The sequence below is a fragment of the Streptomyces pseudovenezuelae genome, from assembly GCF_029892565.1.
Lineage (GTDB): Bacteria > Actinomycetota > Actinomycetes > Streptomycetales > Streptomycetaceae > Streptomyces > Streptomyces pseudovenezuelae_A.
The window spans coordinates 16788-41339 of the sequence record NZ_JARXVH010000009.1 but is presented as its reverse complement, the minus strand read 5'-3'; the positions used below and the strand labels follow the sequence as shown (position 1 = coordinate 41339).

Annotated in this window: 22 protein-coding genes and 1 pseudogene; 11 read left to right on the top strand and 12 right to left on the bottom strand. The window is 70.9% G+C overall.

The genetic code is table 11. From position 1 onward, the window contains the following. Nucleotides 1-76 precede the first annotated feature (76 nt). The 3 genes and pseudogenes from M2283_RS27740 to M2283_RS27730 all read left to right on the top strand — a co-directional run bounded on the left by M2283_RS27740 (nucleotide 77) and on the right by M2283_RS27730 (nucleotide 2583). Nucleotides 77-673, top strand: a complete 597-nt coding sequence (locus tag M2283_RS27740; protein WP_280879137.1) for a TetR/AcrR family transcriptional regulator — start codon at nucleotides 77-79, stop codon at nucleotides 671-673. A 114-nt stretch (nucleotides 674-787) separates the two neighbouring features. After that, nucleotides 788-1138, top strand: a pseudogene (locus M2283_RS27735) (MFS transporter); the annotation flags it as partial. 329 nt (nucleotides 1139-1467) lie between these two features. Next, nucleotides 1468-2583: an ADP-ribosylglycohydrolase family protein gene (locus M2283_RS27730; protein ID WP_280879135.1), complete on the top strand. Its 1116-nt coding sequence runs from the start codon at nucleotides 1468-1470 to the stop codon at nucleotides 2581-2583. A 4-nt stretch (nucleotides 2584-2587) separates the two neighbouring features. Here M2283_RS27730 and M2283_RS27725 read toward each other — a convergent pair whose 3' ends face one another. Then, nucleotides 2588-4162 carry a sodium:solute symporter family protein gene (locus tag M2283_RS27725; RefSeq protein WP_280879134.1) on the bottom strand — a complete coding sequence of 525 codons (1575 nt, stop codon included), beginning with the start codon at nucleotides 4160-4162 and terminating at the stop codon, nucleotides 2588-2590. Between the two features lie 160 nt (nucleotides 4163-4322). Continuing rightward, on the bottom strand, nucleotides 4323-5111 hold the full coding sequence (locus tag M2283_RS27720) for an SDR family oxidoreductase (RefSeq protein WP_280879133.1): 789 nt from the start codon (nucleotides 5109-5111) through the stop codon (nucleotides 4323-4325). 99 nt (nucleotides 5112-5210) lie between these two features. Here M2283_RS27720 and M2283_RS27715 point away from each other — a divergent pair, with 99 nt between their 5' ends. Continuing rightward, nucleotides 5211-6065, top strand: a complete 855-nt coding sequence (locus M2283_RS27715; protein ID WP_280879132.1) for a hypothetical protein — start codon at nucleotides 5211-5213, stop codon at nucleotides 6063-6065. A gap of 129 nt (nucleotides 6066-6194) precedes the next feature. Here M2283_RS27715 and M2283_RS27710 read toward each other — a convergent pair whose 3' ends face one another. From M2283_RS27710 to M2283_RS27700, 3 genes are all read right to left on the bottom strand, one after another. Then, a complete protein-coding gene (locus M2283_RS27710; RefSeq protein WP_280879131.1) occupies nucleotides 6195-6386 on the bottom strand; it encodes a DUF397 domain-containing protein in 192 nt (63 codons plus the stop codon). Nucleotides 6387-6594: 208 nt separating this feature from the next. Further along, nucleotides 6595-7452 (bottom strand): helix-turn-helix domain-containing protein, encoded by an 858-nt coding sequence (locus M2283_RS27705; RefSeq protein WP_280879130.1) that lies wholly within the window; start codon nucleotides 7450-7452, stop codon nucleotides 6595-6597. A gap of 307 nt (nucleotides 7453-7759) precedes the next feature. Continuing rightward, on the bottom strand, nucleotides 7760-8518 hold the full coding sequence (locus M2283_RS27700; protein ID WP_280879129.1) for a GOLPH3/VPS74 family protein: 759 nt from the start codon (nucleotides 8516-8518) through the stop codon (nucleotides 7760-7762). A 222-nt stretch (nucleotides 8519-8740) separates the two neighbouring features. On the opposite strand from M2283_RS27700, the gene M2283_RS27695 reads away from it, so the two are divergent. Together M2283_RS27695 and M2283_RS27690 are read left to right on the top strand one after the other, a co-directional pair. Continuing rightward, the gene (locus M2283_RS27695; RefSeq protein WP_280879128.1) at nucleotides 8741-11737 is read left to right on the top strand and encodes a D-alanyl-D-alanine carboxypeptidase; all 2997 of its coding nucleotides are present in this window, start codon (nucleotides 8741-8743) and stop codon (nucleotides 11735-11737) included. A gap of 201 nt (nucleotides 11738-11938) precedes the next feature. Continuing rightward, nucleotides 11939-13813, top strand: a complete 1875-nt coding sequence (locus M2283_RS27690; RefSeq protein ID WP_280879127.1) for an MFS transporter — start codon at nucleotides 11939-11941, stop codon at nucleotides 13811-13813. Between the two features lie 20 nt (nucleotides 13814-13833). On the opposite strand, the gene M2283_RS27685 is transcribed toward M2283_RS27690, so the two are convergent. Both M2283_RS27685 and M2283_RS27680 read right to left on the bottom strand, forming a co-directional pair. Beyond that, nucleotides 13834-14337 (bottom strand): glutathione peroxidase, encoded by a 504-nt coding sequence (locus M2283_RS27685; RefSeq protein WP_280879126.1) that lies wholly within the window; start codon nucleotides 14335-14337, stop codon nucleotides 13834-13836. Nucleotides 14338-14346: 9 nt separating this feature from the next. Next, nucleotides 14347-15330, bottom strand: a complete 984-nt coding sequence (locus tag M2283_RS27680) for an ArsR/SmtB family transcription factor (RefSeq protein WP_280879125.1) — start codon at nucleotides 15328-15330, stop codon at nucleotides 14347-14349. A 71-nt stretch (nucleotides 15331-15401) separates the two neighbouring features. Between M2283_RS27680 and M2283_RS27675 the strand changes: the two genes are divergently transcribed. Then, nucleotides 15402-16625, top strand: coding sequence for an MFS transporter (locus M2283_RS27675; RefSeq protein WP_280879124.1), 1224 nt, complete (start codon nucleotides 15402-15404; stop codon nucleotides 16623-16625). Here M2283_RS27675 and M2283_RS27670 read toward each other — a convergent pair. From M2283_RS27670 to M2283_RS27655, 4 genes are all read right to left on the bottom strand, one after another. Then, the gene (locus tag M2283_RS27670; RefSeq protein WP_280879123.1) at nucleotides 16573-17757 is read right to left on the bottom strand and encodes a DUF2235 domain-containing protein; all 1185 of its coding nucleotides are present in this window, start codon (nucleotides 17755-17757) and stop codon (nucleotides 16573-16575) included. The two genes, M2283_RS27675 and M2283_RS27670, sit on opposite strands and share 53 nt — an antisense overlap. A 197-nt stretch (nucleotides 17758-17954) precedes the next feature. Next, on the bottom strand, nucleotides 17955-18884 hold the full coding sequence (locus M2283_RS27665) for an N-acetylmuramoyl-L-alanine amidase (protein WP_280879122.1): 930 nt from the start codon (nucleotides 18882-18884) through the stop codon (nucleotides 17955-17957). A 157-nt stretch (nucleotides 18885-19041) separates the two neighbouring features. Further along, nucleotides 19042-19542 carry a hypothetical protein gene (locus M2283_RS27660; protein WP_280879121.1) on the bottom strand — a complete coding sequence of 167 codons (501 nt, stop codon included), beginning with the start codon at nucleotides 19540-19542 and terminating at the stop codon, nucleotides 19042-19044. Between the two features lie 119 nt (nucleotides 19543-19661). Further along, complete coding sequence (locus M2283_RS27655) at nucleotides 19662-20387, bottom strand: phosphatase PAP2 family protein (RefSeq protein WP_280879120.1); 726 nt, start codon at nucleotides 20385-20387, stop codon at nucleotides 19662-19664. Nucleotides 20388-20574: 187 nt separating this feature from the next. Between M2283_RS27655 and M2283_RS27650 the strand changes: the two genes are divergently transcribed. Continuing rightward, entirely contained in the window at nucleotides 20575-20943 is a 369-nt protein-coding gene (locus M2283_RS27650; RefSeq protein WP_280879448.1) for a BlaI/MecI/CopY family transcriptional regulator, read from the top strand. Beyond that, entirely contained in the window at nucleotides 20940-21908 is a 969-nt protein-coding gene (locus M2283_RS27645; RefSeq protein ID WP_280879119.1) for a M56 family metallopeptidase, read from the top strand. The genes M2283_RS27650 and M2283_RS27645 overlap by 4 nt, the downstream gene beginning before the upstream one ends. Nucleotides 21909-21916: 8 nt before the next feature. Here M2283_RS27645 and M2283_RS27640 read toward each other — a convergent pair whose 3' ends face one another. After that, nucleotides 21917-22501: a universal stress protein gene (locus M2283_RS27640; protein WP_280879118.1), complete on the bottom strand. Its 585-nt coding sequence runs from the start codon at nucleotides 22499-22501 to the stop codon at nucleotides 21917-21919. 302 nt (nucleotides 22502-22803) lie between these two features. Between M2283_RS27640 and M2283_RS27635 the strand changes: the two genes are divergently transcribed. Beyond that, entirely contained in the window at nucleotides 22804-23163 is a 360-nt protein-coding gene (locus tag M2283_RS27635; RefSeq protein WP_280879117.1) for an SAV_915 family protein, read from the top strand. A gap of 15 nt (nucleotides 23164-23178) precedes the next feature. Beyond that, nucleotides 23179-24513, top strand: coding sequence for a diaminopimelate decarboxylase (gene lysA, locus M2283_RS27630; protein WP_280879116.1), 1335 nt, complete (start codon nucleotides 23179-23181; stop codon nucleotides 24511-24513). Nucleotides 24514-24552: the final 39 nt, after the last annotated feature.

The following is a 24552-nucleotide window of genomic DNA, read 5'->3' as shown; positions in this document are numbered from 1 at the left end:
ATGGCGGTGGCCGCCAGATGGCAGCATGGGCGCCAGGATGGCAAGAACGGCAAGCCGGTGTGCTGGAAGGTGTGGAGTGGGACTTCGAGAGATCAAGATGGAGCGGACCCGTCAGCTCATCGCGGACACGGCCATCGCGCTCTTCAGTGAGCAGGGGTTCGACGCCACGACGATCGAGCAGATCGCCGCCGCGGCGGAGGTCGGTCCCCGGACGGTGTACCGCTACTACCCGACCAAGGAAGCGCTCGTCGTCCGCTTCACCGAGGACACCCTGCACACCGCGCTCGATGAACTGCGCGGCCTGCCCGAGGAACTCCCGCTGCCGCAGGCCCTGTTCCAGGTGGTCGACAGTGTCCGGCGGACCATCGAGGGCGATTCGGAACGGCGCAAGGCCGTCTACCGGATCATCGTCCGGACCAGGTCCCTCCATGCGGAGTTGCGGGCCGTGAACTGGACGTGGCGCGAGAACCTCGCGGCGGAGATTCGCCGGCGCACCGGGGGTCGTACCACTGAAGTGGTCGCCGCCCTCGCCGCCGCGAACGTCGCCGCCGTCGTCGAGATCTCGATCGCGGAATGGGCGCGCAGTGAGGAGCCCGCCGCCTTGGGCCTGGCCATCGAGCAGGCCCTCGAACTTCTCCGTACCGGCGATGTCCCCACCCCCACTCCCGTGTGACAAGCACTGCCGTGCGGCAGATTGAGCCTAGTGGCAGTTGCTGCCACTACATGCGTGCACTGGCGCAGCGAAACGGCTTCGTTTCGTTTTCGTTCGTTGCTCCCGGAGAGTCCCATGTCCAAATCGCCCAAGCCTCTGACCGAGGAAGTGGCCGCGCCCCCGCCCCAGGCTCCTCTCGCGGTCGCAGGCACAGACACAGACGCACCGGACCGGCGTCGCTGGTGGGTCCTGATCGTGATCGCGATCGCCCAGCTGATGGTCGTGCTGGATGTGACGATCGTGAACATCGCGATGCCGTCCGCGCAGCGCGACCTGGGTTTCAGTGACGGCAGTCGGCAGTGGATCGTCACGGCCTACGCCCTGGCCTTCGGCAGTCTGCTGCTCCTCGGCGGCAGGCTGGCCGACCTGTTCGGCCGGAAGATCGTCTTCCTGGTCGGCAGGACGTCCACTCCGGCCGCCGTCGCCCAGGCCCAGCTGCACAGCTACTCGGCCGCCTACTGGTGGTCGGCCGGCCTCTTCACCGCGGGCGCCGTGATCGCCGCCCTCGTGTTCCACAGGGGTCGGCCCGCGAGCGGTGAACCGAGCGGACCGATCGTCCACATGTGACCGGCGACGCACCGGGTACGAGCGGGGCCATGAAATGACCTGATATGGCTGGCAGTTGACCGTTCGTGTCCGTTCGGCTCCGCATGCAGCACAGACCCCACACCGTCCCGCCCCCTCAACCCACCGTCCCCGTTCGATTACAGTGCTGTGCTGTCGTGCGTAGAGGCGGTGCCGTCGGGGAGGTCTTGGTGGGTGCGACAGCCGGGGCCGTCTGGGGCCGTGTCGAGCAGCAGGACTTCCGCAGCCGGGTGCGCGGGACGCTCCTCGGGGTGTCCGTCGGGGACGCGCTGGGCGCGCCGGTCGACGTGCTGGACCTGGAGGAGATCCGGGAGGCGTACGGGGCGGACGGCATCGCCGATCTCGTCTTCGCCTACGGGCGGCGCGGTGCCGTCACCCATCTCACGCAGCTGACGCTGTTCTCCGTGGACGGGCTGATACGGGCCCAGGTACGCCGTGACACGGGTGCCTGGCATCCGCCGACCGATCTGCACCGGGCGTATCTGCGATGGGCCTCCACCCAGCGGGACTGGGGGCCGGACGAGCGTCGTAAGGACGACGGCTGGCTGGCCCGCGAGGAGTGGCTGTACGCCCGGCGCGAGCCGACCCGGGCGCTGCTCATCGGGTTCGGCGACGACACCATGGGCACGCTGGAGTCCCCCAAGAGCCCGGCCGAGCTCGGCCCGGAGGCCACCGCCCGCTCGGCGCCCTTCGGGCTGCTCGTGGGCTGGGAGCCGCAGCTCGTCGTACAGCTCGCCGTGGAGTGCGCGGCGCAGACCCACGGGCATCCCACGGCGTACCTGTCGGCGGGGGCGTACGCCGTCATCGTGCACGGGCTCGCGCGCGGCGAGAGCCTCGACGCGGCCGTGCAGCGGGCGCTGGGGCTGCTGGCGGCGCGGCCGGGGCACGAGCCCGTCTCCGGCGCGTTGCAGCACGCCCTGGGCGCCGTCCGGCAGGGGCTGCCCACGGCGGCACGCGTGGAGGAGCTGGCGGCGGACGGGTCGGCGGACGGGGTGCTGGGCGCCGCCGTGTACTGCGCCCTGGTCGGCGAGGACGTCCGGCACGGACTGTGCCTCGCGGTGAACCACGACGGTCCCTCGGGCGCGACCGGCGCCCTCACCGGCGGTCTGCTGGGCGCCCTGCACGGCGAAACGGCCCTCCCGCCGGCCTGGCTGGCCGAGCTGGAGGGCCGCCCCACACTGCTGGAACTGGCGGACGACTTCGCGATGGAGATGACCCAGGGGCCCGCGCTGCACGGTCCCGGGGGATCGTCCCCGGGGTGGCTGGTGCGGTACCCGAGAGCCTGAGCGGTCAGTCCTTGGTCGGTGACGTGGCGACCGTGTCCTCGACCGGGCCGGCCGGGGCCGGTACGGCGATCGCTGTGCTGTCGTCGTCCGTGTTGATCGTCTCGATGACCGCGAGGCGCTCCGGGCTGTCCTCCGGCTTCAGGAAGCCGATGAGGATGTACAGGACCAGCGACACCACCAGCGGGATCGACACCTGGTACTGGAGCGGGACGCCGCCGTCGACGCTCCAGTTGATCGGGTAGTTGACCAGCCAGAAGGCCAACAGGCCCATGGACCAGCTGGTGAGCGCCGCCGTCGGGCCGGAGCGGCGGAACGGGCGGAGCAGACCCAGCATCATCGGGATCGCGATCGGGCCCATGAGACCGGCGACCCACTTGATCACGACGGTGATGATGTCCTTGAACGCGGGGGAGTTGACCTGGGTGGCCACCGCCATGGACAGGCCGAGGAAGAGGACGGTGGTGACGCGTGCCGCGATCAGCCCGGACCGCTCGTTCCAGGCCCGCGCCTGCTTCGACACCACCGGCGCCACGTCCCGGGTGAACACGGCCGCGATCGCGTTGGCGTCGGAGGAGCACATGGCCATGGTGTGCGAGAAGAAGCCGACGATGACGAGACCCAACAGACCGTGGGGGAGGAGCTGTTCGGTCATCAGGGCGTACGAGTCGGAGCCGTCGGGCTTCTTCGCGGTCACCAGCAGCGGCGACATCCACATGGGGAAGAACAGGACCACCGGCCAGACCAGCCACAGCGCCGCCGAGAGCCGCGCGGAGCGCTCGGCCTCACGCGGGCTGCCCGTGGCCATGTAGCGCTGGGCCTGGTTGAGCATGCCGCCGTTGTACTCGAAGAGCTTGATGAACAGGAAGGCGAGCAGGAAGACCGTGCCGTACGGGCCGACAAGCGGTTTGCCGTGGCCGTGCAGGGCCGGCTCGTCCCAGGCGCCGAGGAAGCCGATGCCCTTGTCGTTCAGCTTCAGGACGACGGCGATGAACATCGCGACGCCGGCCATCAACTGGATGATGAACTGGCCCAGTTCGGTCAGCGCGTCCGCCCACAGACCGCCGATCGTGCAGTAGACGGCCGTGATCGCGCCGGTGATGAGGATGCCCTGGTTGAGGGACATCCCGGTGAACACGGACAACAGGGTCGCGATCGCCGCCCACTTGGCGCCGACGTCGACGATCTTCAGCAGCATGCCGGACCAGGCGAGGGCCTGCTGCGTCTTCAAGTCGTAGCGGTTCTTGAGGTATTCGAGCGGGGAGGCGACGTGCAGCCGGGAGCGCAGCCGGTTGATGCGCGGCGCGAACAGCTTGGAGCCGATGGCGATGCCCAGCGCGATCGGGAAGGACCAGGTGATGAACGAGGTGACGCCGTAGGTGTAGGCGATGCCCGCGTAGCCCGTGAACATCACCGCGCTGTAGCCCGACATGTGGTGCGAGATGCCGGACAGCCACCAGGGCATCTTGCCGCCCGCGGTGAAGAAGTCGCTGACGTTGTCCACACGCTTGTGCGACCAGACGCCGATCGCGATCATCACGCCGAAATAGGCGATGAGCACAGTCCAGTCGAGACTGTTCATGGGTCCCCTTCCAGGTTCCGCTGCCGGGGTCGGGCATGTGAACTCTGGGTGGGATGGCGTGCCCACGGCAAGCAAGCGGAAGGTCAAGAGACCGTAAAAATGTTCCGCTTACTGTCCTGGGTTTATGTATCTGAACAGCCGACCGGCTGAGAAAAGGGCGTCAGCGCATCAACTCGCCCGCGTTGACCAGCAAAGACTGTCCCGTGATCGCCCGCGCCCGGTCCGAGGCCAGAAATACGGCCGCGTCCGCCACGTCCCCGTCCGTGGCAAGGTCCGGCAGCGCCATCCGATCCGTCAGCCGCTTCAGTACGTCCGCCTCCGGCACCCCCTCCGTGTGCGAGGTGAATTGCACGAACGCCTGCACCGGCGGCCCCCACATCCAGCCCGGCAGCACGGTGTTGACCCGGATCCGGTCCGGCCCGAGCTCCCGCGCCAGCGAGTACATCGCGCTCGTCAGCGCCCCTTTGGAGGCCGCGTACGCCGCCTGTCGCACCTGCGAGGGGGCCGCGACCGCCGACTGCGTCCCGATGAGGACGACCGACCCGCCCCCGGCCGCCCTGAGCCCCGGCAGACAGGCCCGCGTCATCCGCAGCGACCCCAGCAGGTTCACGTCGATCACCGACTGCCAGGTCGCGAAGTCGGCGTCCTCCACCCCGCCGAAGTAGCTGTCCCAGGCGGCCACCTGGACGACCGCGTCGATCCGCCCGAACCGCTCCCGCGCGAGCGCCGCCAGCGCCTCGCACTGCGCCTCGTCCGTGATGTCGGTCGCCCGGTACGCCGTGTGCGCCCCGTCCGGATCGATGTCGGAGGCGCTCTTGGCGAGGTTCGCCTCCGTACGCGCCCCGAGCACGGCGTTCCCGCCGTCGCGCACGACGGCCGCCGCGACCTGATGACCGAGCCCGGCGCCGACTCCCGACACGACGACCGTCTTGCCCGCGAGCAGTGACATGAGAGACCTCCGACCCGGCGCCGCGTCCCTGACCCTGGCGCTTTTTCTGACGGGGCGTCAGAGTATGGGCGACCGGCGGACGAAGGAAGGGGAACGCCCATGTCCGAGGGCCCCGAAAAGACAGACACCCGCAGTCAGACGTACGCCGAACTGGCCGCCGTCGGCCCGTACGGAGTCCGCCCGGGCCACGCGCTGATCACCATGGTCGAACCGCACCCGGGCCACGAGTACGCGTACAACCGCTGGTACGAGGACGACCACTACTACGCCGGTGCGATGGCGATGCCCTGGATGTACGCCGGGCGCCGCTGGGTCGCCACCCGGGACCTCCAACTCCTGCGCTATCCGGAGAAGTCGGCGATCGCCCAGCCGGTCGCCGCCGGCTGCTACCTCTCCACGTACTGGATCACCGACGGCCGCTACGACGACCACATGAAGTGGACCGTGGCGATCAACAAGCGCCTCAACCGTGACGCCCGGGTCTACCAGGACCGCACCCACGTCTTCACCGCCTTCCAGGACCACGAGATGACCGTGTACCGGGACGGTGCGGCCGGGCCGCGGGACTTCCATGCCCTCGATCACCCCTACGCGGGGCTGGTGTTGGAGGTGATCGACGCCGAATCGGCCGAGCAGCGGGCCGAGTTGGCGGAGTGGCTGCGTTCGCGTCATCTGCCGAAGCGGGTGGCGGGGTCGCCGGCCGCGCTGGTGACCGTCTTCCGGCCGACGCCCCTGCCCGGCGACCGCATGACCTACGTGAAGCAGGTCGAAGGGGTCGATACGCGGCTGACCCTGCTGTGGTTCCTGGAGGCGGACCCGCGCGAGTGCTGGGAGGCGTACTTCACGGGGCTGGACGAGCAGGTCGCCGAATCGGGCCTGGGGCGGGTCGAGTTGGTGGCGCCGTTCATCCCGACGGTGCCGGGGACGGACACGTACGTGGACCGGCTCCGGTAACCGGGACGATCAGGGACAACGGGACTGCGAGGGCACAAGCCGAGCCCCCTCGGCAAGGACGGCGGGCTGGTCGAGAGGGCTCTGGGTGGTGCAGCTTGTGAAGTTGTGGCATGTGTGACAGACGTGCCGTTACGCCTTGACCGAGGTCACGAAGGCGTTCCACGCGTCGGAGGGGAAGGCCAGTTCCGGTCCTTCGGTGACCTTGGAGTCACGGACGGACAGGCCCTCGGTGACCGGGGACTTGACCTCGACGCAGGCCCCGTTCCCCGTGGAGTAGGAGGACTTGGTCCAGGTGGCCGTGACGCCCTGACGAATTGCCATTTTTGCTCCGTATTGCCAGATGACGAGTTGCTGGTTTGCGCCAACCTTGGTGTCTGATTGGCGTGATCGACGGTACTCGCCAACCCCCGCGTACGAAGCTGTCATTCACTCGTCTGAATGGCATATTCCAGGTGGGTCTTCCAATTCGGCCTATCGACGGTGTACTCTGCGGCCGCTTCCGTCGAAGACCGGCCCAGAGGGCCCTTGTTCAACGCGCGTACTCCTTGGCGATGTCCGCGATGAACTGCCGCGACTGGTCCGCGTTCAGCGCCTGCGCCCTCAAGTGCTCGTACATCACGCTGTACTTCTGGACGTCGTTCGCCTTCTCCAGATACAGGTCGCTGGTCACGCCCTCGATGTAGACCACGCTGGAGTCGGCCGCGTCGGGGAACTCCAGGATCGCGTACTGGCCGTTCACGCCCGGGTGCGCGCCCATCTCGAAGGGGATCACCTGCACGGTGACGTGCGGCAGTTGGGACTGCTCGACGAGATACTCCAGCTGGTCGCGCATGAGGGAACGGTTTCCCACCACGCGGCGCACCGCGGCCTCGTCCATCACCGTCCACAGGCGCAACGGGTTCTCCGGGGCGGTGATGCGTTCCTGCCTGCGCAGCCGCACCTGGACGCGCTTCTCGACGTCCGCGGCGGCCGTCTCCGGCAACGCGCCCGCGATCAGCGCCTCGGCGTACTGCCGGGTCTGCAACAGGCCCGGGACGACCTGGGGATCGTAGACCCGCAGGCTCGCGGCGTCCGTCTCCAGTCCGATGTAGACGCTGTAGGGGATGTCGCCGAAGGAGTGCCACCAGCCCTGCTGGCGCGAGTCCTTGGCCATCTGCATCAGCGAGTCGACGATCCGGACGTCCTCGACCTCGTAGACCCCGCACAGGTCGCGGACGTCGCGCTGGCTGATGCTGCGCCGTCCGTTCTCCAGACGGCTGATCTTCGACTGCGACACCAGCAGCCGCTCGGCGACTTCTTCGGCCGTCATGCCCTTCAGCTCACGGAGCCGGCGCAACTCTTGACCCAGCCGGCGTCGCCGGACGGTGGGATTGACACTGGACGCCACGGGACGTGCACCTCCGGCTGCGGACCTCTGTTTGCCACTTTGCGTATCTGCTGTTGAGCAGATTGCCACCAAGGTGGTTACTACCGCTGGGAAACGTTGGATATGCGGCAGGTCCAAGCCGTATTCGGGTTTTCCGAAAGCCCTCGCGGACGCGGCCGAGCGGGGTGAAGAGACGTTACGTCTACTTCACCCCGCTCGGTCCAGCGGCTCCCGTACCGGGTCTTGGGACTGACGGTGCGGTCGTTGGCGGTGCGGTGGTGCGGTCATGCGGTGGTGATGATGCGCGGCGGTGTCGTGGGACTGCGGCTCAGTGGGCCACGACACGTGCCATGGAACTGCGATGCGGCTGCATCGGAACACCGCGAGCGGGTTCGGATACCTGCCTGGCCGGTGGTCCGACCGCCTGGCGGCCGGCCGGGGCCGGACTGCGACGCGGCTGGGCCGCCACACCGTTCTGGACGTCCATCACGGCGTGTGCCACGAGGCCGCCCATCGGGTCGTGCCGGATCAGATCCCGCAGCCGGGAGCGGGACGAGCGTCCCTCATTACCCGGATACAGGTGCTTGCCGAGACCGACCGCGTGAGCGAGCGCGGCCAACGCCGCGGTCCGTGGGTCCGGCGGTACGCCGGTACGGATCGCGGAATCCAGCCGGGCACGGATCTCCCGGCTGATGGCGTTGTCCGTCGCCTGATAACGAGTCGTCGGCAACACCCCGCACATCTGACCCGCCACGGCATGCACCATGCCGCACCGCTCCAGATGCGAGAGGTAGGTCTGGCGCAACCCCAGTCGGGGCCCGCCGATCCAGTGGACCGCACGCACCGGAGCGCCACGCCTTCGCAGCAACTCCAACGCGCAGTCCAGTGTCGGATCTCCAGTCGGCCGTGGTGCCACTACGGCGATACGATCCCCGTCTGGGGCTATCCGTCCGGCCAGCGCCAGCTCTACTAGCTGTGCTCCGGCCAGACCGAGGTCGAGCGACTGCGGCTGTGCAGTGGTACCCGTGGCCGGGTCCAATGCCAGCAGCAGAAGCTCTTCCGGAAGTGTTCTGCGGCTCTTGCCCATCCATGCCTCCCCGCGTGGATGAAAGACAGGGTGACCCCTCTCACATTGGTCTGTCGAGGGTGCGTGACCTCTTTGTAGTGGAACCGGTAGGTATGTCGTTCTCGTCTACCGCAGAGGTTAAGCCCGCACACAGGACACTGGTACATGGTTCGGACAGCGTCGGGGAGGCGTAGTCCGAGCGGGCGGTCAGACGGTTCGGTAGCCGCGCGGACGGCGTGCGGCATGGAGGAGGCACCGGTGGCGGGCGAGTCCCCCGACAGGTCGAAGCAGCGCGAGTCGTCGACAGAATCGACGTCGGGGAGCGCGGGTCCGGTTCCCGAGGCGCGGGCGGAGGAACGCGACCCCCGCCTGGCGGTGGCCCGCGACCCGGAACCGACGGCTGCCGCCGCCCGGGGTGGGGTGGACACGGCGACGCGGGTGTTTTCGGTACGGGATCTGGTGACGGACGAGACCCCCGGCGGCCCCGCCGGGAGGCCCGCGCAGGACGGGGAATCGGCGTCTGCGTCGGCCGGGTCCGCGGAGCGGGCCGACGAGACGGCTCGGGGCGAGGAGACGGCGGAGGCCGGGACTCAGGCGGAGGGCGACCTTCAGGCGGAGGCCGGGGGATCGGCCGAGGTGGAGATCCAGGCGGACGCCGAGCGTTCGGCCGAGGCCGAGGAGCCGGCGCGGGCCGAGGAGCCGGCGCGGGCCGAGGGTTCGGCGAAGGCTGCGGCTGCGGCGGAGGTCGAGGTGCCGGCGGAGGCTGAGGCGCCTGCGAGTGACGATCGGGCGGCCGAGACCGAGGGGTCGGTTCGGGACGAGGTGGCGGAAGTCGAGGAATCTGAGGCGGGCGCCGGTGACTCGGCGGGTGCCGAGGGCTCGGCGGGTCCCGGTTCTGGGGACGCCGAGGGTCAGGCGGACGCCGATGGGTTCGAAGAGGCTGCGGAGGGCGCCGACGGCCCGGAGGGCTCTGATACCTCCGATGACTCGGAAGCGTCCGACGACTCCGAAAGTGCCGTCGGTGACGACGAGGCTTCCGGTGAGGGCGCGGCAGCGGAGGGCGATGACGCCGCCGACGCCGAGGACGCTACGGCCGAGGATCAGGTAGAGGCTGATGAGCCCGAGGACGCCGTGGAGGACGCGGTGGCTGCCGAGGACTCTGAGGCTCCTGAGACCTCCGAGGACTCTGAAGGTCCTGTCGACAGCGACGAGGCTTCCCGTGACGGCGTGGCAGCGGATGCCGAGGACTCCGGTGACGCCACCGAGGGCACCGAGGGTGAGGGAGCCGACGCCGGCCCGGACGACGCGCGGCTGCAGGCGGCCGTGGCGGCCTGGGTTCGGACCGGGGACTCCGAGACCGCTGAGGGCGATGAGACGGCCGCAGAAGCCGACGCAGCCCCTGCGGACGGCGAGCCCGAGGATGCCCCGGCAGACGCGGACGCGGACGAGCGCGCTGACGCCGACGTCGGCGACGAGGCGCCGGACGACAAGTCCGACAAGTCCGACGAGGCTGACGAGGCTGACGAGGCTGACGACAAGTCCGATGCGGATGCCCCCGTGGACCAGGCCACCACCATGCTGAAGTGGCCCCAGGTCGACCAGCCCACCACCATGCTCAAGCTGGGCACCCCCAAGGCGCCCGAGCCCAAGGCGCCCGAGCCCAAGGCGGATCAGCCGCCCAAGGCCGGCCAGCCTCCGAAGGCGCCCGAGCCCAAGGCGGATCAGGCTCTCAAGGCGGATGCGCCCCCCAAGGCCCCTGCCCCCAAGGCGGATCAGCCTCCGAAGGCCCCCGTCCCCAAGGCGGATCAGCCCCCCGCCAAGACCCCTGAGCGAGAAGCCGAGCGCACCAGCAGGTTCGTCGCGCTCAAGCCGCTGGACCAGCCGCCGACGAGAAAGCCGGCCGCCGCGACGGCCCCGGTCCCGCAGCTCGGGCCCGAGCGGACGACTCAGCAGCCGTTGCCGCCGAAGCCGCCGCTGGATCTGCTGGCCGAGCTGACGAACACCCCGCCGCCGCCCCAGACGCCGGTCCGCACGATCGTGCGGAGGGTCAAGATCTGGACCCCGCTGGTCCTGCTGCTGGCGGTCGTGTTTGCGATCGTGCAGGTCATGCGGCCCCTGCCGAGCCCCACTCTGCAGCTCACCGCCGACGACTCGTACACGTTCGACGGCAACGCGGCCGACCTGCCGTGGCCGTCGGAGGGCCAGGGCAGCCTGGACGTCAACGGCATCGGCACGATGGGCGCCTTCGGCAAGCAGACGCCGGTCGCGATCGGCTCGGTCGCCAAGGCCATGACCGCGTACATCGTCCTCAAGGACCACCCGCTGAAGGCGGGCACCGAGGGCGAGAAGATCACCGTGGACGCGCTGGCGGAGAAGGAGGGCGGCTACGACAAGGACGGGGAGTCCACCCTCAACACCGTCAAGCAGGGCGACATACTCACCGAGCAGCAGGCCCTGTCGGCGATCATGATCCCGTCCGCGAACAACATCGCGCGCCTGCTCGCCCGTTGGGACGCCGGTTCCGAGACCGCGTTCATCAAGAAGATGAACGACACCGCCAAGGAACTCGGCATGACGGGCACCGAGTACACCGACGCCTCCGGCCTGAAGGAGACCACCGTCTCCACCGCCGCGGACCAGGTGAAGCTCGGCAACGAACTGGTGAAGATCCCGGCCCTGATGGAGATCACCAAGCTGCCCAGCTGGAAGGACCCGTCGGGCAAGACCTGGAACAACTACAACCGGCTCGTCCCGTACAACGGCGCCCTCGGCATCAAGACCGGCACCACCACCAAGGCCGGCGGCAACCTGCTCTTCGCCGCCACCAAGGAGGTCGGCGGCGAGACGGTCACCGTGGTCGGCGCGATCCTCGGCCAGCACACGGCGCCGATCATCGACACGGTCAACGCCGTCAGCAAGACCGCGATGCTGGCCGCCCAGGACGCGCTGACCTCGACGAAGATCCTGAAGAAGGGCACCGTCGTCGGCTACGTGGACGACGGTCTCGGCGGCCACACCCCGGTCGTGCTCACCAAGGACGTCGCCGCGGTCGGCTGGGCCGGCCTCAAGGTGAAGCTGTCCTTCGCGGCCGACGACGTACCGCACACCGCGAAGGCCGGCACCAAGGTGGGCACCCTCACCGTGGGCGAGAGCTCCGACGGCGCGGTCAAGGTCCCCGTAGCCCTGCAGTCGGACCTCGCGGAGCCCGGCTTTTCCGCCAAGCTGACGCGTCTCGGCTGATCCGGGGCCACTCGGACATCACGCCCCCCGCCGGTGGGCCCACCCGGGCGCTCGCCGGCGGGGTGCGTGCTAGCGTCACGAAACGGGGCAGGCCGGCGCGCTCGGGACGCGGCGGGTAACCCACCGGGACGTGGCCGGCAACGGACGGCCAACGGGACGCGTCCAGAACAGAAGACGGGACACCACGGGGAGTGCCTTCAGGTGGCCACTGCGGAGCCGACACGCGCCGACGACGCCGATCCGGGCCCGGTAACCGGCCCGCGAATACGCGTGCCCGTAGCGCAGCCCGCACCGAGCAATACAGGTCGCGAGGGCGACGACCCATCGACGGTTCGGCCGACGGGTAGGGCCGCTGCGGCGGTGCAGGCCCTGCGGGAGCGGTTCCTGCGGCATCCGGTGCTGTCCTTCACGGCCCTGTCCGGGGTCCTGCACATCGCCTGGTTCTTCACGTTCGCGAACAGTGGCGGCGACCTCGCCGCTCAGGACGCCTGGGCCGAGTTCGTCGGCCGGCACCCCGACTCGGCGTACAACCTCGCCTGGTACGGCGGTATGCACCCGGTGTCGTACAGCATGGTGTCGCCGTATCTGATGTCGGTCCTCGGCGTCCGTACGACGATGATGATCGCCGGCACCGTCTCGGCCGGGCTGCTGACGCTGATCCTGCTGCGCAGCCGGTCGGTGAAGAACCCGCTGTGGGCCTCGCTCGCCGGCGTCTTCGCCTTTCTGTGCAACGCGGCCTCGGGCCGGGTGACCTTCGGTCTCGGCACCGTCTTCGCGCTCGGCGCGGTCGCCGTCGTCTTCTGCTGGCCCCACCGCTGGCGCTACAAACGGTGGGCGAAGGCCCTGTGCGCGGCCCCGCTGGCCGCGCTCGCGACCATGGCGTCGCCGGTGGCGGGTCTGTTCGTGGGGCTGGTGGCGGTGGCCCTGTTCCTGCAGAAGCGCCGGCCGGGCGCCTGGGCCCTGGGCATCGCGCCCGCCGTGGTGGTGGCGGTCTCGGCCTGGCTGTTCCCGTTCTCGGGCACCCAGCCGATGAAGTTCGCCTCGGTGATCCTGCCCTTCACCTCGGCCGTCCTCGTCTTCGCGCTGGTCCCCAAGGAGTGGAAGACGGTCCGCCTGACGTCCGCGGTCTACGGCCTCTCCATCCTCGGTGTGTGGCTGGTCAGTTCGCAGATCGGCTCCAACATCACCCGCCTCGCGATGCTCTTCGCGGGCGTGGCGCTGGTCGCGGCGCTGCCGTTCATGGTGCCGCGCTCGCGCACCTGGTACGTGACCGTGCTGGCCATCGTCGGCTTCACCTTCTGGATCGGCTTCAAGTCGGTCGACGACGTTGTCATCACGACCCCGACCGCGTCCTGGGCGCGCGAGCTGGCGCCCCTGGTGAACGAGCTCCAGGAGGTCGGCGCCGAGAAGGGCCGGGTCGAGGTCGTCCCCGCCGCCTCCCACCGCGAGGCCTCCGCGCTCGCCCCCTACGTCAACCTCGCCCGCGGCTGGAACCGTCAGGCCGACATGGAGCGCAACCCGCTCTTCTACGACGACACCCTCAACTCGGCCAACTACCACGAGTGGCTGCAGCGCTGGGCCGTCCACTTCGTCGTGCTGCCCAAGGACCAGCCCGACGGGGACGGCGGCGCGCGCGAGCGGGAGCTGGTGCAGCGGGGGATGCCGTATCTGAAGCAGATCTGGGGCGACGCGAACTGGCAGCTGTTCCAGGTCACCGACCCGACCCCGCTCGCGGACGCGCCCGCCACCGTCGACCGCGCGGACCAGGGCGAGTTGACCATCGAGGTCAAGACGCCCGGCCGGGTCCTCATCCGGGTCCCCTACTCGCCGTGGCTCGGCCTGGTCGACGCCAAGGGCAAGGGCGTGAAGCCGCCGCAGGAGACGCAGGCGTCCAAGCATCGGGACGACGGCACGCCGAAGTCGTTCGACAACGTCAACGGCTGTCTGATGCAGACGGAAGAGGACGACAAGGGCGACAAGTGGACGATCCTGGTCGCGCCGAAGGCGGGGACGTACCGGTTGGGTGCCCCGTACCAACTGCCACGGGGCACTCCGTGTCCGGACGAGCTGAAGTGACCGCCCACTGAGGGGTCAGGTCAGCCGAGCTGCGCCTCCACCGCCGCCACGACCTCCGCCGAGTCCGGCTCGGTCTTCGGGGAGAAGCGGGCGACGACCTCGCCGTCGCGGCCGATGAGGAACTTCTCGAAGTTCCAGCGGATGTCGCCGGTGTGGCCCTCGGCGTCGGCGAAGCCGGTGAGGCGCTGGTAGAGCGGGTGCCGGCCCTCGCCGTTCACCTCGACCTTCTCGGTCAGCGGGAAGGTCACGCCGTACGTCGCCGAGCAGAACTCGGCGATCTCCTCGGCGCTGCCGGGCTCCTGGCCCATGAACTGGTTGCAGGGCACGCCGAGGACGGTGAAGCCCTGGTCGGCGTACTGCTCCTGGAGCTTCTCCAGGCCCGTGTACTGCGGGGTCAGGCCGCACTTGGAGGCCACGTTGACGATGAGAACCGCCTGGCCGGCGTACTGGGAGAGGTCCGCGGAGCCGCCCTTGAGGGCATCGATCTCGACGTCGAGGGGGGAAGAGCCATCTGTAGTCGTCATAAGCGGATGCTAACTCCGCTCGGTGTCGGCCCGGTGCTGGGCCTCCACGAGCACCTCTCCGGCCGCCGCCCGCGAGTACAGCACCGACCGCCCGGCCCGCCGCCGCTCCACCAGCCCCGCGTCCAGCAGCACCTTCAGATGCCGGCCCACCGAGCCCAGGCCCTGTCCGGTCACCGCGACCAGCTGGCTCGTGCTCATCGGGGAGTCGAGGAGGACGAGGACGCCGGCGCGGGCGGGGCCGAGCAGCGTGGCCAGGCTGGTGGGCACGGGCCGGTTGCCGGGGTCGGCCAGGGCGCCCGTGCAGGCGTAGACGAGCGCGTAGATCTCGGGCTCCTCCCAGGACACCCACCCGGTCTTCGGGGTGACCGGCATGAAGACGAGCTCGGCGCCGGAGATCTCGCGGGGCGGGTACTCGTGCCGGTTCACCTGGAGCCGGTTCTCACCGAGCCAGCGCATCCGCCCGGGATGCAGGGAGTCCAGTACGGCCGCCCAGCCGCCCTGGCCGACCTGCGCGGTCCGGGCGACCACGTCCGCCTCCAGAACCCGCCGACGCCGGTGCCAGTCCGGCCGTACCGTCTCCGTCCACACGTACTCCAGGAGCGCGGCGGCCCGGTCGGGGAGGTCGTCGCGGTCCAGTACGGGGGGCAGCGGGCCGGCGAGGGAGACGGTGAGGTGGGCGCGGGCGGCGGCCGGGTCGACCGTCCGCACCCGGGCGACGAGGTCCTCGAAGGTCTCGCCGTCCTTCTGGGTGGGGCAGAGGAAGTCGGCGATCCAGGACCGGCCCAGGCCCGCCCGTACGAGGTGCGCGGCCACGGGGTCGGCGGCGAGGCGGGCGCGGTAGCCGGGCGTGTGGTCGCGGAGCCAGGCCTGCTCACCGGGGTGCGCGGCGGTGCCCGCGTGCAGCAGCTTCAGGGCCGCGAAGGTCTCGGCGAACGGGGAGATGACGAAGCGGCTGCGGGCCAGCGTGTCCGCGTTGAGCTGCCACCACCCCATGTGCACCCCCCGGTGTTTCGCGTCCGCGCGAAAGAATACGACCCCCGCGCGCACCCCCGCAGACTCCGCCCATGCGCAGCTACCGCGAGCTCTTCCGCACCCCCGAGTACACCCCGTTCTTCTTCTCCTTCGCCGCCCAGAACGCGGCCCTGACGATCGGCGGGCTCTCGCTCGCCACGCTGGTCTACCGGGCGACCGACTCCCCGCTGCTGTCGGCGGTGAGCATGTTCGGGCCGCAGCTCGCGCAGATGCTCGGCGCGACCTTCTTCCTCTCGGGCGCCGACCGACTGCCCCCACGCGTGACGCTGACCGGCATCAACCTCGCCTTCGCCGTCTGTACGGCACTGCTGGCACTGCCCGGCCTGCCGATCGGCGCGGCCTTCGGCGTCGTATTTCTCCAGGGCCTGATCGCCTCGCTGGGCGGGGGAGTGAGCGGTGGTCTGCTGAACGAGATCCTGCCCAAGTCCGGCTATCTGCTGGGCCGTTCGGTGTTCAACATGGTCTCCGGGCTGATGCAGGTCGTCGGTTTCGCGACGGGCGGTGCCCTGCTGGTACTCCTGTCCCCGCGGGTCTGTCTGCTGCTGGCGGCGGCGCTGTACGCCATCGCGGCCCTCGGCATCCGCCTGGGCCTGACCGCCCGGCCGCCGCGCGCCTCGGGCCGCCCGTCCGTCAGAGCGACCTGGCAGACGAACGCCCTCCTGTGGTCCTCCCGCCCCCGCCGCCTCACCTACCTGGGCATGTGGCTCCCCAACGGCCTGGTCGTCGGCTGCGAATCCCTCTTCGTCTCCTACGACTCCGGATCCGCCGGCGCGTTGTTCTCCTGTGCGGCGCTGGGCATGTTCGTCGGCGACCTGACCGTCGGCCGCTTCCTCCCGCCCGCCCTGCGCGCCCGCATGGACGTCCCCCTCCGCATCCTCCTGGCCACCCCGTACCTGCTCTTCGCCCTGCGACCGGGCATGCCCTGGGTGGCCATCGCCGCCTGCGTCGCCTCCGTCGGCTTCGGCGCGACCCTCATCCAACAGGAACGCCTGATGGCCCTCACCCCCGACGAACTCGCGGGCCACGCCCTCGGGTTGCGCGGCGCGGGGATGCTGACGATGCAGGGCGTGGCGGCGGTCCTGGCGGGTTCGGTGGCCCAACTCACCTCGCCCGCCACGGCGATGGCGGTGATGGCCACCGCGTCGATCTCGGTGACCGTGGCCCTCTCGGCGGCGGGCAGGCGCGAGGAACGCCGTCGGCCGGTCAGTCGGGTGGAAGAGGAATCCGCTCGATGTGCTGTTCGCCGTGGTCCTTGAGGTAGGCGTCGAGCGCCGGGGGGTCGTAGGCGTCCTTGTCCTCCTGGTGGCGCCGCAGCGCGGTGTCGGCCAGGTACTCGCGGCCGTCGAGGAGGCTGGTCTTCTTGTAGGTCGCCCGGCCGATGGGACGGTGGAGGGGCGGGAACAGGCGGTACAGGCCTGTTCGGGACACGTGTACCGGGCCCAACGGGTAGGGGCGCACGGTGAATTCGATGCTGTCGTCCTCGTCCGTCGGGTCCGGATCCTGATCCATCGTCTCCGGCCCCGGCTCGCCCGGCTGCGCCCGGTCGGGATCGCCGGGGGTGAAGGCATCGGCCTCGAACTCCAGGCCGTAGGCGCGGGCATGGTCGACCATCCACCGCAGGGTGATGTCGGACAGGCCCGACTCCGGATAGCCGCCGCCGACGTCGGTGTGCACCCCGGTGAACCACACCTGCTTCAGCTCCTGGCCCTTCGCGAACGCACCGGGCTGCTGGTGCCACAGCGTCGGCGCGAACGCCGAGCGCTGCTCGTCGATGGCGAGGGCGTGGAAAGCGCCGTTCACCCAGCTGCTCAACTCGGTGTCGTGGAAGGACCAGCGGCGGTTGAACCGGTCGACCAGCCGCCGGAAGGGGCGTGGGCCGGGCAGCGCCGGGATGCCGAGGGCGCCGACCGTGTCCCACACGCCTATGAAGCGGATCTCGGTCTCGTACGCGTACGCCCGGCGGAAGAGCGTCGCGGCCACGCTGGTCGGGCCCTTGGCGCGGCTGCGGTACAGCGCCCACGCCTCTCCGATCCGGTCGGCGTGCTCCGGGCGCGGTATGCCGCAGTTCCGGATCAGCCCCGCCAGACTGCGGGCCGTGAACGCGCCCCGGCTGAACCCGAACAGGTACAGCTGGTCGCCGGGTTCGTAGGTGTGGGCGAGGAAGCGGTACGCGTCGAGGACGTTGCGCGACAGCCCGGCACCGAAGGCGCCGCCCCGCAGCCGCTCCCCGCGGAGGGTGCCGACTCCCTTGCCGTAGTACACCCGTTGCTCGGTGCCCACGGCCGAATGTCGCCGTACGGCCAGAGCCACCTTGGTGACGTTGGTCTTGCACTGCTGGTCGGCGATGTTCCAGGTCCCGTCGCAGCAGACGACCAGATGCTTGGCCATGGAGATGCCTCCTCCGGGTTGTACTCACTCCACAGAGCCGTCGAGGCGGTCCCGGGGAGGTCCTTTTCGGACAAGACCCCGAGACCGCCCGGAAGATACAGCCGGAAGATACAGCCGGAAGATGTAGGCGGTAGGGAGAGGTCGTGAGCGACGCGTGGGCCGAGCGAGGCGGCTGATACCGGTGGTGGCCGCCGGTGTCAGGCGACGACGCTGAACAGGCCGGTCTTGTCGCCGAGTTTGCCGAGGGAGATCTTGCCCGGGATGCCGTTCGCGTCGGCGCCCGAGTAGCCGAGGTGGTGCTGCCACTTGGCGTAGGCGGCGACCGTGGTGGTGCCGAAGGAGCCGTCGCCGGCGTAGGTCTTGGACAGGTAGCCCAGCTTGACCAGCGCCGCCTCGGCGAGGTTCGTGCCCGCCATGTAACTGACGTGACCCTGCTTGGCGCCGGGGTCGGTCTTCGCCGCCTTGACCAGACGGGAGAGGTCGACGCGGGGCTTGGTGGCCGTGCCGGGGAGCGGCTTGCCGGGCGTGGACTTGCCGACCGTGGTGGCGAGTTGCTTCTTCACGTCGGCCCGGAAGTCGTCCATGTCGAAGCTGGGGTCGATCTTGCCGGGCTGGACCTCCTTGTGCCCGGCGACGGACTTCTCCGTCCAGCCGTGCGCCCGGCACAGCGCGGCGGCCCACAGCACGGCGTTCCGGTACTGCGCGTCCGGGTAGGGGTCCTTGCCGTCGCCCAGGTTCTCGATCTCCAGGCCGTACAGGCAGTCGTTGCCGTCGGCGTTGGCCTGGTCGTCGTGCGGGAGCGGCTTCTCCTCACGCAGCGCGTTCAGTACGTCGAGGTCGACGAGACCGGCGTGGTTGGCGCGGCCGTGGCCGATCATCCACAGCCCGTCGGTCTTGCCGAGCCAGGAGTGGCACAGCGGGCCCGGGAGATCCGATCTGCCCTTGTAGCAGAGCTCCTTGTCACCGTGTCCGGCGGTGTGGTGGATCAGCACGCCGATCACCGGCCCGAAGGACTTGCCGGTCGCCGAGTCACGGTTGTGCGTCTTCCAGCCGGCGTGTTCGTGGACGGTGAGCCCTTCGGTCTTTAAGGCGGACAGGGTCTTCGCGGCGGAGAGAGGTGTGGCCATGGGTGGGTCCTTTCGGGACGGTGGGGCGGTGCGTGGTGGTCGGGCGGGTGGTGCTCCTGCGTTTCGAGATCGTGCGTATCGAGGTCGTCGGTATGGAGACCGTGCGTCTCGGGATCGTGCCTTCAGAAGCTGTGCGTTGGGATCAGGATCCCGGAAGTCACGCTCCGTGGGAGGCGATTCGGATGCTTCGCCCACCTCCGTCGCCCCTGTTGTCCCCGTCCGGGTGACGCGTCGCCAGCCACCAGCCCCGGCCCAGAGCCCACAGCACCAGCGCGGCCACGACCGGGCCGCCGAGCACGATCGTCAGACCGGCGCCGATGTTCGCCCCGATCACCCCCGCGGTCAGGATCCGCAGCCCCACCCCGACGATCAGCCCGGCGACCACCAACGGCGCCAGCACCCCCCACCAACGCCGGTCCAGCGCCCCGCGGTCGGCGGCCCGCACGAGCAGCGCCCCGGCCGCCGCCACCAGCACCAGCGCGAACGCGCCGATCAGTGCGGCGATACCGTCCGTGACGGGCGACGGCCCGTACGTGTAGTCCAGTTCGGACGCCGAAAACCCGTCGGCGTCCTGCTGGCCCATCAGCCCCCATGCGGCCACCGGCACACCGGCGGTCAGGACGGCGGCGGCGGTCAGAAGTGCTCCCCGTGTGCTCATACGGCCATGGTGACCGGGCCGCCGGTGCCGGTCCTGAGCACGCGTACTCATCCCGAGACGGCGCGCGCACTCACGTGGGGCGGGGTGTCGGCCTCAGCTCGGGAACGGAGGCCGCGACCTCATCCCGCCGTGCGTGCGGCCGTCCCGTCGGTCGTGCGCGCGGTCCCGTCGCCGGGCGGCCCCGTGGTCGTACTCGATATGAACCAGCCCGGCAGCCGATGGGCCATCACGCACAGGCAGATCCCCAGCCAGCCCGTGGCGAACAGCCAGCCCCCGATGACGTCCGTGAACCAGTGCACCCCGAGGTAGACGCGGCTCGCCCCGACCAGCACGGCCCAGCAGCCGACCGTCACCGCGAGGGACCGGCCGCCGCGCGGGGCGCGCAGGGACAGGGCGACCATCAGGAGCCCGGCGGTGAGCGCGGACGTGGTGGTGTGGCCGGAGGGGAACGCCCAGTGGGTGGCGTATGTCGTCGCCCAGTCGGCCTGCGGTGGACGGGCGCGGTGGACCAGCTCCATCACTCCGTACCGCAGGGCCTGGCCCGTGGTGAGACAGGCCAGGGCGAGGGCGGCGGCCGTCAGCCGGCTGCGCGCGGTCCGGCCCGCGACCACGCCGGCCAGCACGGCGAGCAGGTACGGGACGACGCCGGTGCCCGTCGCGGTCACCCCTCGGGCGAGCGCCACCAGGACGTCCGGGCGGTGTCCGACGGCCCATTTCAGCGAGCTGTCGTCAAGCCACAGCGGAGCCCCGTCGCCGCCCACCACGACCATCGCCAGCACGCCGAACCCGGTCCACGCGCCCACGCCCACGCTGCCGGCGAGTTCGGCGGCGTCCCGGCGGTTCATGAGGGCACCGGGAGGGGTGGGAGGGGCGGGGGTGCCTGGAGCAGCGGGATCGTCGGGATCGTTGTCATCCGGGGACCTCCTTCGCTCTTGCCCCCACGTCGACTACAATTCTGTAGACGGTCTACGACAGTGTAGACGATCTGAGGGTGAGGATCGTTCCCCCATGACCGATGAGAAGCCCGGCGAGATGTCCGACGAAAAGGACGAGCGGCGGCCCTCGGGCGAGCTGGAGGCCGCGGTGCTGGCCGCGCTGTGGGCCGCCGGTGCGCCGCTCACCCCGTCGCAGGTCCAGACGGAACTCGCGTCCGGGCTGGCGCGTACGACGGTGACGACGATCCTGTCCCGGCTGCACGAGAAGGGGACGCTGGAGCGGGAGCGCCAGGGCCGTGGGTACGCGTACCGGCCGCTCCAGGACCCGCAGGGCCTCACCGCCCTTCGTATGCACGGCGAACTGGACCGCGACAGCGACCGCGAGACGGTCCTGGCCCGCTTCGTCGCGCAGCTCAACCCGGACGACGAGCAGGTGCTGCGCAGGCTGCTGGAGGACGGCGAGTGACGCCCGCGCCGCTGCTGATCCCGTTGCTCCAAGTACCCCTGCTCCAGGTCCTGTTGCTCCTGGTCCCGCTGCTCCTGCCCTTCGCCGCGCCCCCGCTGGCCCGCCGGATCCTGGACCGTTGCCCACCGGTCGCGGCCCTGTGGTCCCTGACCGCCTCCGCGCTGCTGCTGGCCGGCGGCACGGTCGCCGCGCTCGGCACGCTCGCGCTCACCGGTCTGCTGAAGATCCCGGCGTTCGCGGCGCTCGGTGAGCTGACCCACCCCCTGCGCACTCCGTCCGCACGCCTGATCCTTCCGTTGGCGGCCCTGGCCGCCGGCCTGCTCACCCTCGGGGCCCTCACGCTGGGGCGTTCGGTGCTGCGGCAGGTCACCGGCTTCCGTGCGGCCCGTTCCGAGGCCGACCGCAGGCCCGCGGCGGGTGACCTGTGCGTCGTCGACTCACCGCACCCGGACGCGTACGCCCTGCCCGGCCGTCCGCAGCGCATCGTCGTCACGACCGGCATGCTCCGCAGCCTGGACGCGGCGGAGCGCGAGGCGCTGTTCGCGCACGAGCGGGCCCACAACGCGGGCCGCCACCACTACTTCCTGGCCGCGGCCGAGCTGACCGCCCACTGCCACCCCGCCCTGCGCCCGGTCCGCGCGGCCATCCGCCTGGCCGCGGAACGGGCCGCCGACGAGGTCGCCGCCCGCACGGTGGGCGACCGCCGGCTCACGGCCCGGGCCATCGCCCGCGCGGCCCTGGCCTCCACCGCGCCCCCACCCCACTCGTCGGTCACGCCCGGCGTCGCGACGGGCCCGGTCCCGCACCGCGTCACGGCGCTCCTCAGCCCCGTACCCCTCCGCCCCCGGACCTGGATCGCCGCCCTCCTCACGACCTGCGCGCTGCTCTCCTCCGCCACGGCGGCGACGGTCGCCCTGCAGGTGCACGAGAACATCGAGATCGCTCAGGGCGAGACGACCGACTGACCCCGCCCTCACGCGTCCCGCACTCGCCCCCGCGGTTTTTCCCGCTCGGTCAACTGCCCCGCGTCCAAGCGCAGATGCCAGCTGTTGCGGCGGCACACGGTCGCGAGGTGGGCCTCCAGCGGGGACGGGGGGACCGCGAGGACCGGGCAGGTGGCGTGGGTGAGGCAGTAGTGGCTCACCGAGGGGGAGAGGAGCCGGTGCAGGCGGCCGCGGTGGCCGGCGCCGAGGACCAGGACGTCGGTGTCGCGGTCGGCGATCTGGACCAGGGCCTGGCCGGGGCGGCCGCGGGCGATCAGCGCGTGCAGGGGGACACCCGGGCCGGCCGCGCCGAACATCGTGTCGAGGACGTCGAGGAGTTCCTCCCGGGCGAGCTGCTCGCAGCGCTCCCGCAGCGGCGGCGGGACGGACGAGCGCGCCGCGTGGAACTCGCCGCCGGGCAGCTCCCACGCGATCACCGGCCACAGCTCGCCGCCCCGGCGCGCGGCCTCCCGGGCCGCCCGGCGCAGGGCCGTCAGACTGCCCGGCGAACCGCTCACACCGGCCACCACACGAACCGCTCCCGGCAGGCCTTCACAGGCACCGGAACCAGACATGGCCTCACCGCTCCTCGTACCCGCGCACCTCGCGGGCACTGCCTCCATCACACCCCCGCCCGCGCGGCACGACCACCCCGTACGCCGCACTTTGGCGCCCTCCTGACGCCGTCCGCGCCACCTCCCGCCCGGCCGCGTAAGCAGCACGTCAGCGTCCGCGCGATCTCCGTCAGCATCGCGTAATGAGCCGTCGGCGGACGGGACAGGGCGAGGGAGGGCGGGCGTAGCGTCATTCGCAGGTCCCGTTCGCCTCCCCGCGTCGGGGCCGTCGTCAAGTGACCCGCATGCTCTGGAGGCATTCCATGACGGAGACCGTCTACGGCGAGGACCCCGAACCCTCCGATCGGTTCCCGGCCGGACCCCTGTACGTCCCGGTCCGGCCGGGACCGTCGGGGTGCGTGACACGCATCTTCCGCACCCCGCTCGGCGACCGCACCGCGGTCGGTTTCACCTCGGCGCGGCGACTGACCGCGACCCTCGGCGCGGGCCAGGCGTGGATCAGGCTCGCCGAACCCGCGCTGCGCGCGCTCACCACGCCCCTCGGCGTCACCACCGTCACGGTGGATCCCCAGTTCACGGCCCCCGCCCCGGCGTCCACGACCCGGTCCGCGCGGCCGGCGAACCCCGTCGTCCCCGCCGCACTCGCGCTGCGCGTCGGTTGAGAGAGGGCTGTCCCGATGACCACCGTTCACGACCCCTCGGTCGCCGGCATCGCCGCCGACCTGTCGGTCTGGCCCGCCTCCACCACCGAGCCCCACCCCGGCGAACTGGCCGTAGGCGGCGTACCGCTCGCGGAGCTCGCCGACCGCTTCGGCACGCCCGTCTACGTCCTCGACGAGGCCGAGGTCCGCGACCGCTGCCGTACCTATCTGCACGCCTTCCCGGACGCCGAAGTCCTGTACGCGGCCAAGGCGTTCCTGTGCCGCGCGATGGTCCACTGGATCGAGGAGGAGGGCCTCGGCCTCGACGTCTGCTCGGCCGGCGAGCTGGAGCTGGCGGTCACCACCGGCTTCCCGCCCGAGCGGATGGTGCGGCACGGCAACGCCAAGTCGCCGCGCGACCTGGAGACCGCCCTGCGTCTGGGCGTCGGCCGGATCGTCATCGACAGCCCCTCCGAGATCGCTCGGCTGGCCGCGGCCGTCGGACACGGCGGCCACCAGAAGGTCATGGTGAGGGTGGTGCCGGGGGTCAGCGCGGGCGCCCACGAGAAGATCCGCACCGGCACGGACGACCAGAAGTTCGGTCTGTCCATCGCCGACGGTCACGCGCAGCACGCCATCGCCCGCATCCTCGACCAGCCGCAGCTCGAACTGACCGGCCTGCACTGCCACTTGGGCTCGCAGATCACCACGGTCAAGCCGTACCTGGCCGCCGTGCGCCGTGTCGTCGGCCTCATGGCCCGCCTGCACGGGCAGCACGGTCTGGTCCTGCCCGAACTCGACCTCGGCGGCGGCCACGGCATCGCCTACCGCCCCGGCGAGCCGGCCCTCGACCTCACCGAACTCTCCCGCCGGGTCCGCGCCGAACTGCACGAGGCCTGCGCCGCGGCCGGTCTGCCCGTACCCCGCCTGACCATCGAACCGGGCCGGGCCATCGCAGGACCCGCGGGCATCGCGCTCTACCACGTGCTCGCCGTCAAGCGCACCGGCGCGCGCACTTTCGTGGCGGTGGACGGCGGCATGAGCGACAACCCGCGCCCGGCCCTGTACGGCGTCCGCTACGCCCCTCGCCCGATCGGCCGCCGCACCACCACCGAGCGGACCCCGGTCACCGTCGTGGGCCGCCACTGCGAGGCCGGCGACACCCTCGCCACCGACGTCGAACTCCCCGCGGACGTACGCCCCGGAGACCTCCTCGCCGTCCCCGTCGCCGGCGCCTACCACCTCTCCATGGCCTCCACCTACAACCTCGTGGGCCGCCCCCCGGTGGCCGCGGTCCGCGACGGCCACGCCCGCCTCCTGGTACGACGGGAGTCCCTGGACGACATCCGCAGCAGGGACGTCGGGCTGTAGACCGCAGAGAGCTCGGCGCCGGCGCTCTCCCGCGGTCAG

Excerpts from the sequence above, each read along its gene's own strand:
- M2283_RS27660 (WP_280879121.1), bottom strand. The coding sequence starts at position 19,542 with ATGAGCACACGGGGAGCACTTCTGACCGCCGCCGCCGTCCTGACCGCC.
- M2283_RS27725 (WP_280879134.1), bottom strand. The coding sequence starts at position 4,162 with ATGAACAGTCTCGACTGGACTGTGCTCATCGCCTATTTCGGCGTGATG.
- M2283_RS27720 (WP_280879133.1), bottom strand. The coding sequence starts at position 5,111 with ATGTCACTGCTCGCGGGCAAGACGGTCGTCGTGTCGGGAGTCGGCGCC.
- M2283_RS27710 (WP_280879131.1), bottom strand. The coding sequence starts at position 6,386 with ATGGCAATTCGTCAGGGCGTCACGGCCACCTGGACCAAGTCCTCCTAC.
- M2283_RS27675 (WP_280879124.1), top strand. The coding sequence starts at position 15,402 with ATGCGCAGCTACCGCGAGCTCTTCCGCACCCCCGAGTACACCCCGTTC.
- M2283_RS27680 (WP_280879125.1), bottom strand. The coding sequence starts at position 15,330 with ATGGGGTGGTGGCAGCTCAACGCGGACACGCTGGCCCGCAGCCGCTTC.
- M2283_RS27650 (WP_280879448.1), top strand. The coding sequence starts at position 20,575 with ATGTCCGACGAAAAGGACGAGCGGCGGCCCTCGGGCGAGCTGGAGGCC.
- M2283_RS27665 (WP_280879122.1), bottom strand. The coding sequence starts at position 18,884 with ATGGCCACACCTCTCTCCGCCGCGAAGACCCTGTCCGCCTTAAAGACC.
- M2283_RS27670 (WP_280879123.1), bottom strand. The coding sequence starts at position 17,757 with ATGGCCAAGCATCTGGTCGTCTGCTGCGACGGGACCTGGAACATCGCC.
- M2283_RS27655 (WP_280879120.1), bottom strand. The coding sequence starts at position 20,387 with ATGAACCGCCGGGACGCCGCCGAACTCGCCGGCAGCGTGGGCGTGGGC.
- M2283_RS27715 (WP_280879132.1), top strand. The coding sequence starts at position 5,211 with ATGTCCGAGGGCCCCGAAAAGACAGACACCCGCAGTCAGACGTACGCC.
- M2283_RS27640 (WP_280879118.1), bottom strand. The coding sequence starts at position 22,501 with ATGTCTGGTTCCGGTGCCTGTGAAGGCCTGCCGGGAGCGGTTCGTGTG.
- M2283_RS27685 (WP_280879126.1), bottom strand. The coding sequence starts at position 14,337 with ATGACGACTACAGATGGCTCTTCCCCCCTCGACGTCGAGATCGATGCC.
- M2283_RS27635 (WP_280879117.1), top strand. The coding sequence starts at position 22,804 with ATGACGGAGACCGTCTACGGCGAGGACCCCGAACCCTCCGATCGGTTC.
- M2283_RS27700 (WP_280879129.1), bottom strand. The coding sequence starts at position 8,518 with ATGGGCAAGAGCCGCAGAACACTTCCGGAAGAGCTTCTGCTGCTGGCA.
- M2283_RS27695 (WP_280879128.1), top strand. The coding sequence starts at position 8,741 with ATGGAGGAGGCACCGGTGGCGGGCGAGTCCCCCGACAGGTCGAAGCAG.
- lysA (WP_280879116.1), top strand. The coding sequence starts at position 23,179 with ATGACCACCGTTCACGACCCCTCGGTCGCCGGCATCGCCGCCGACCTG.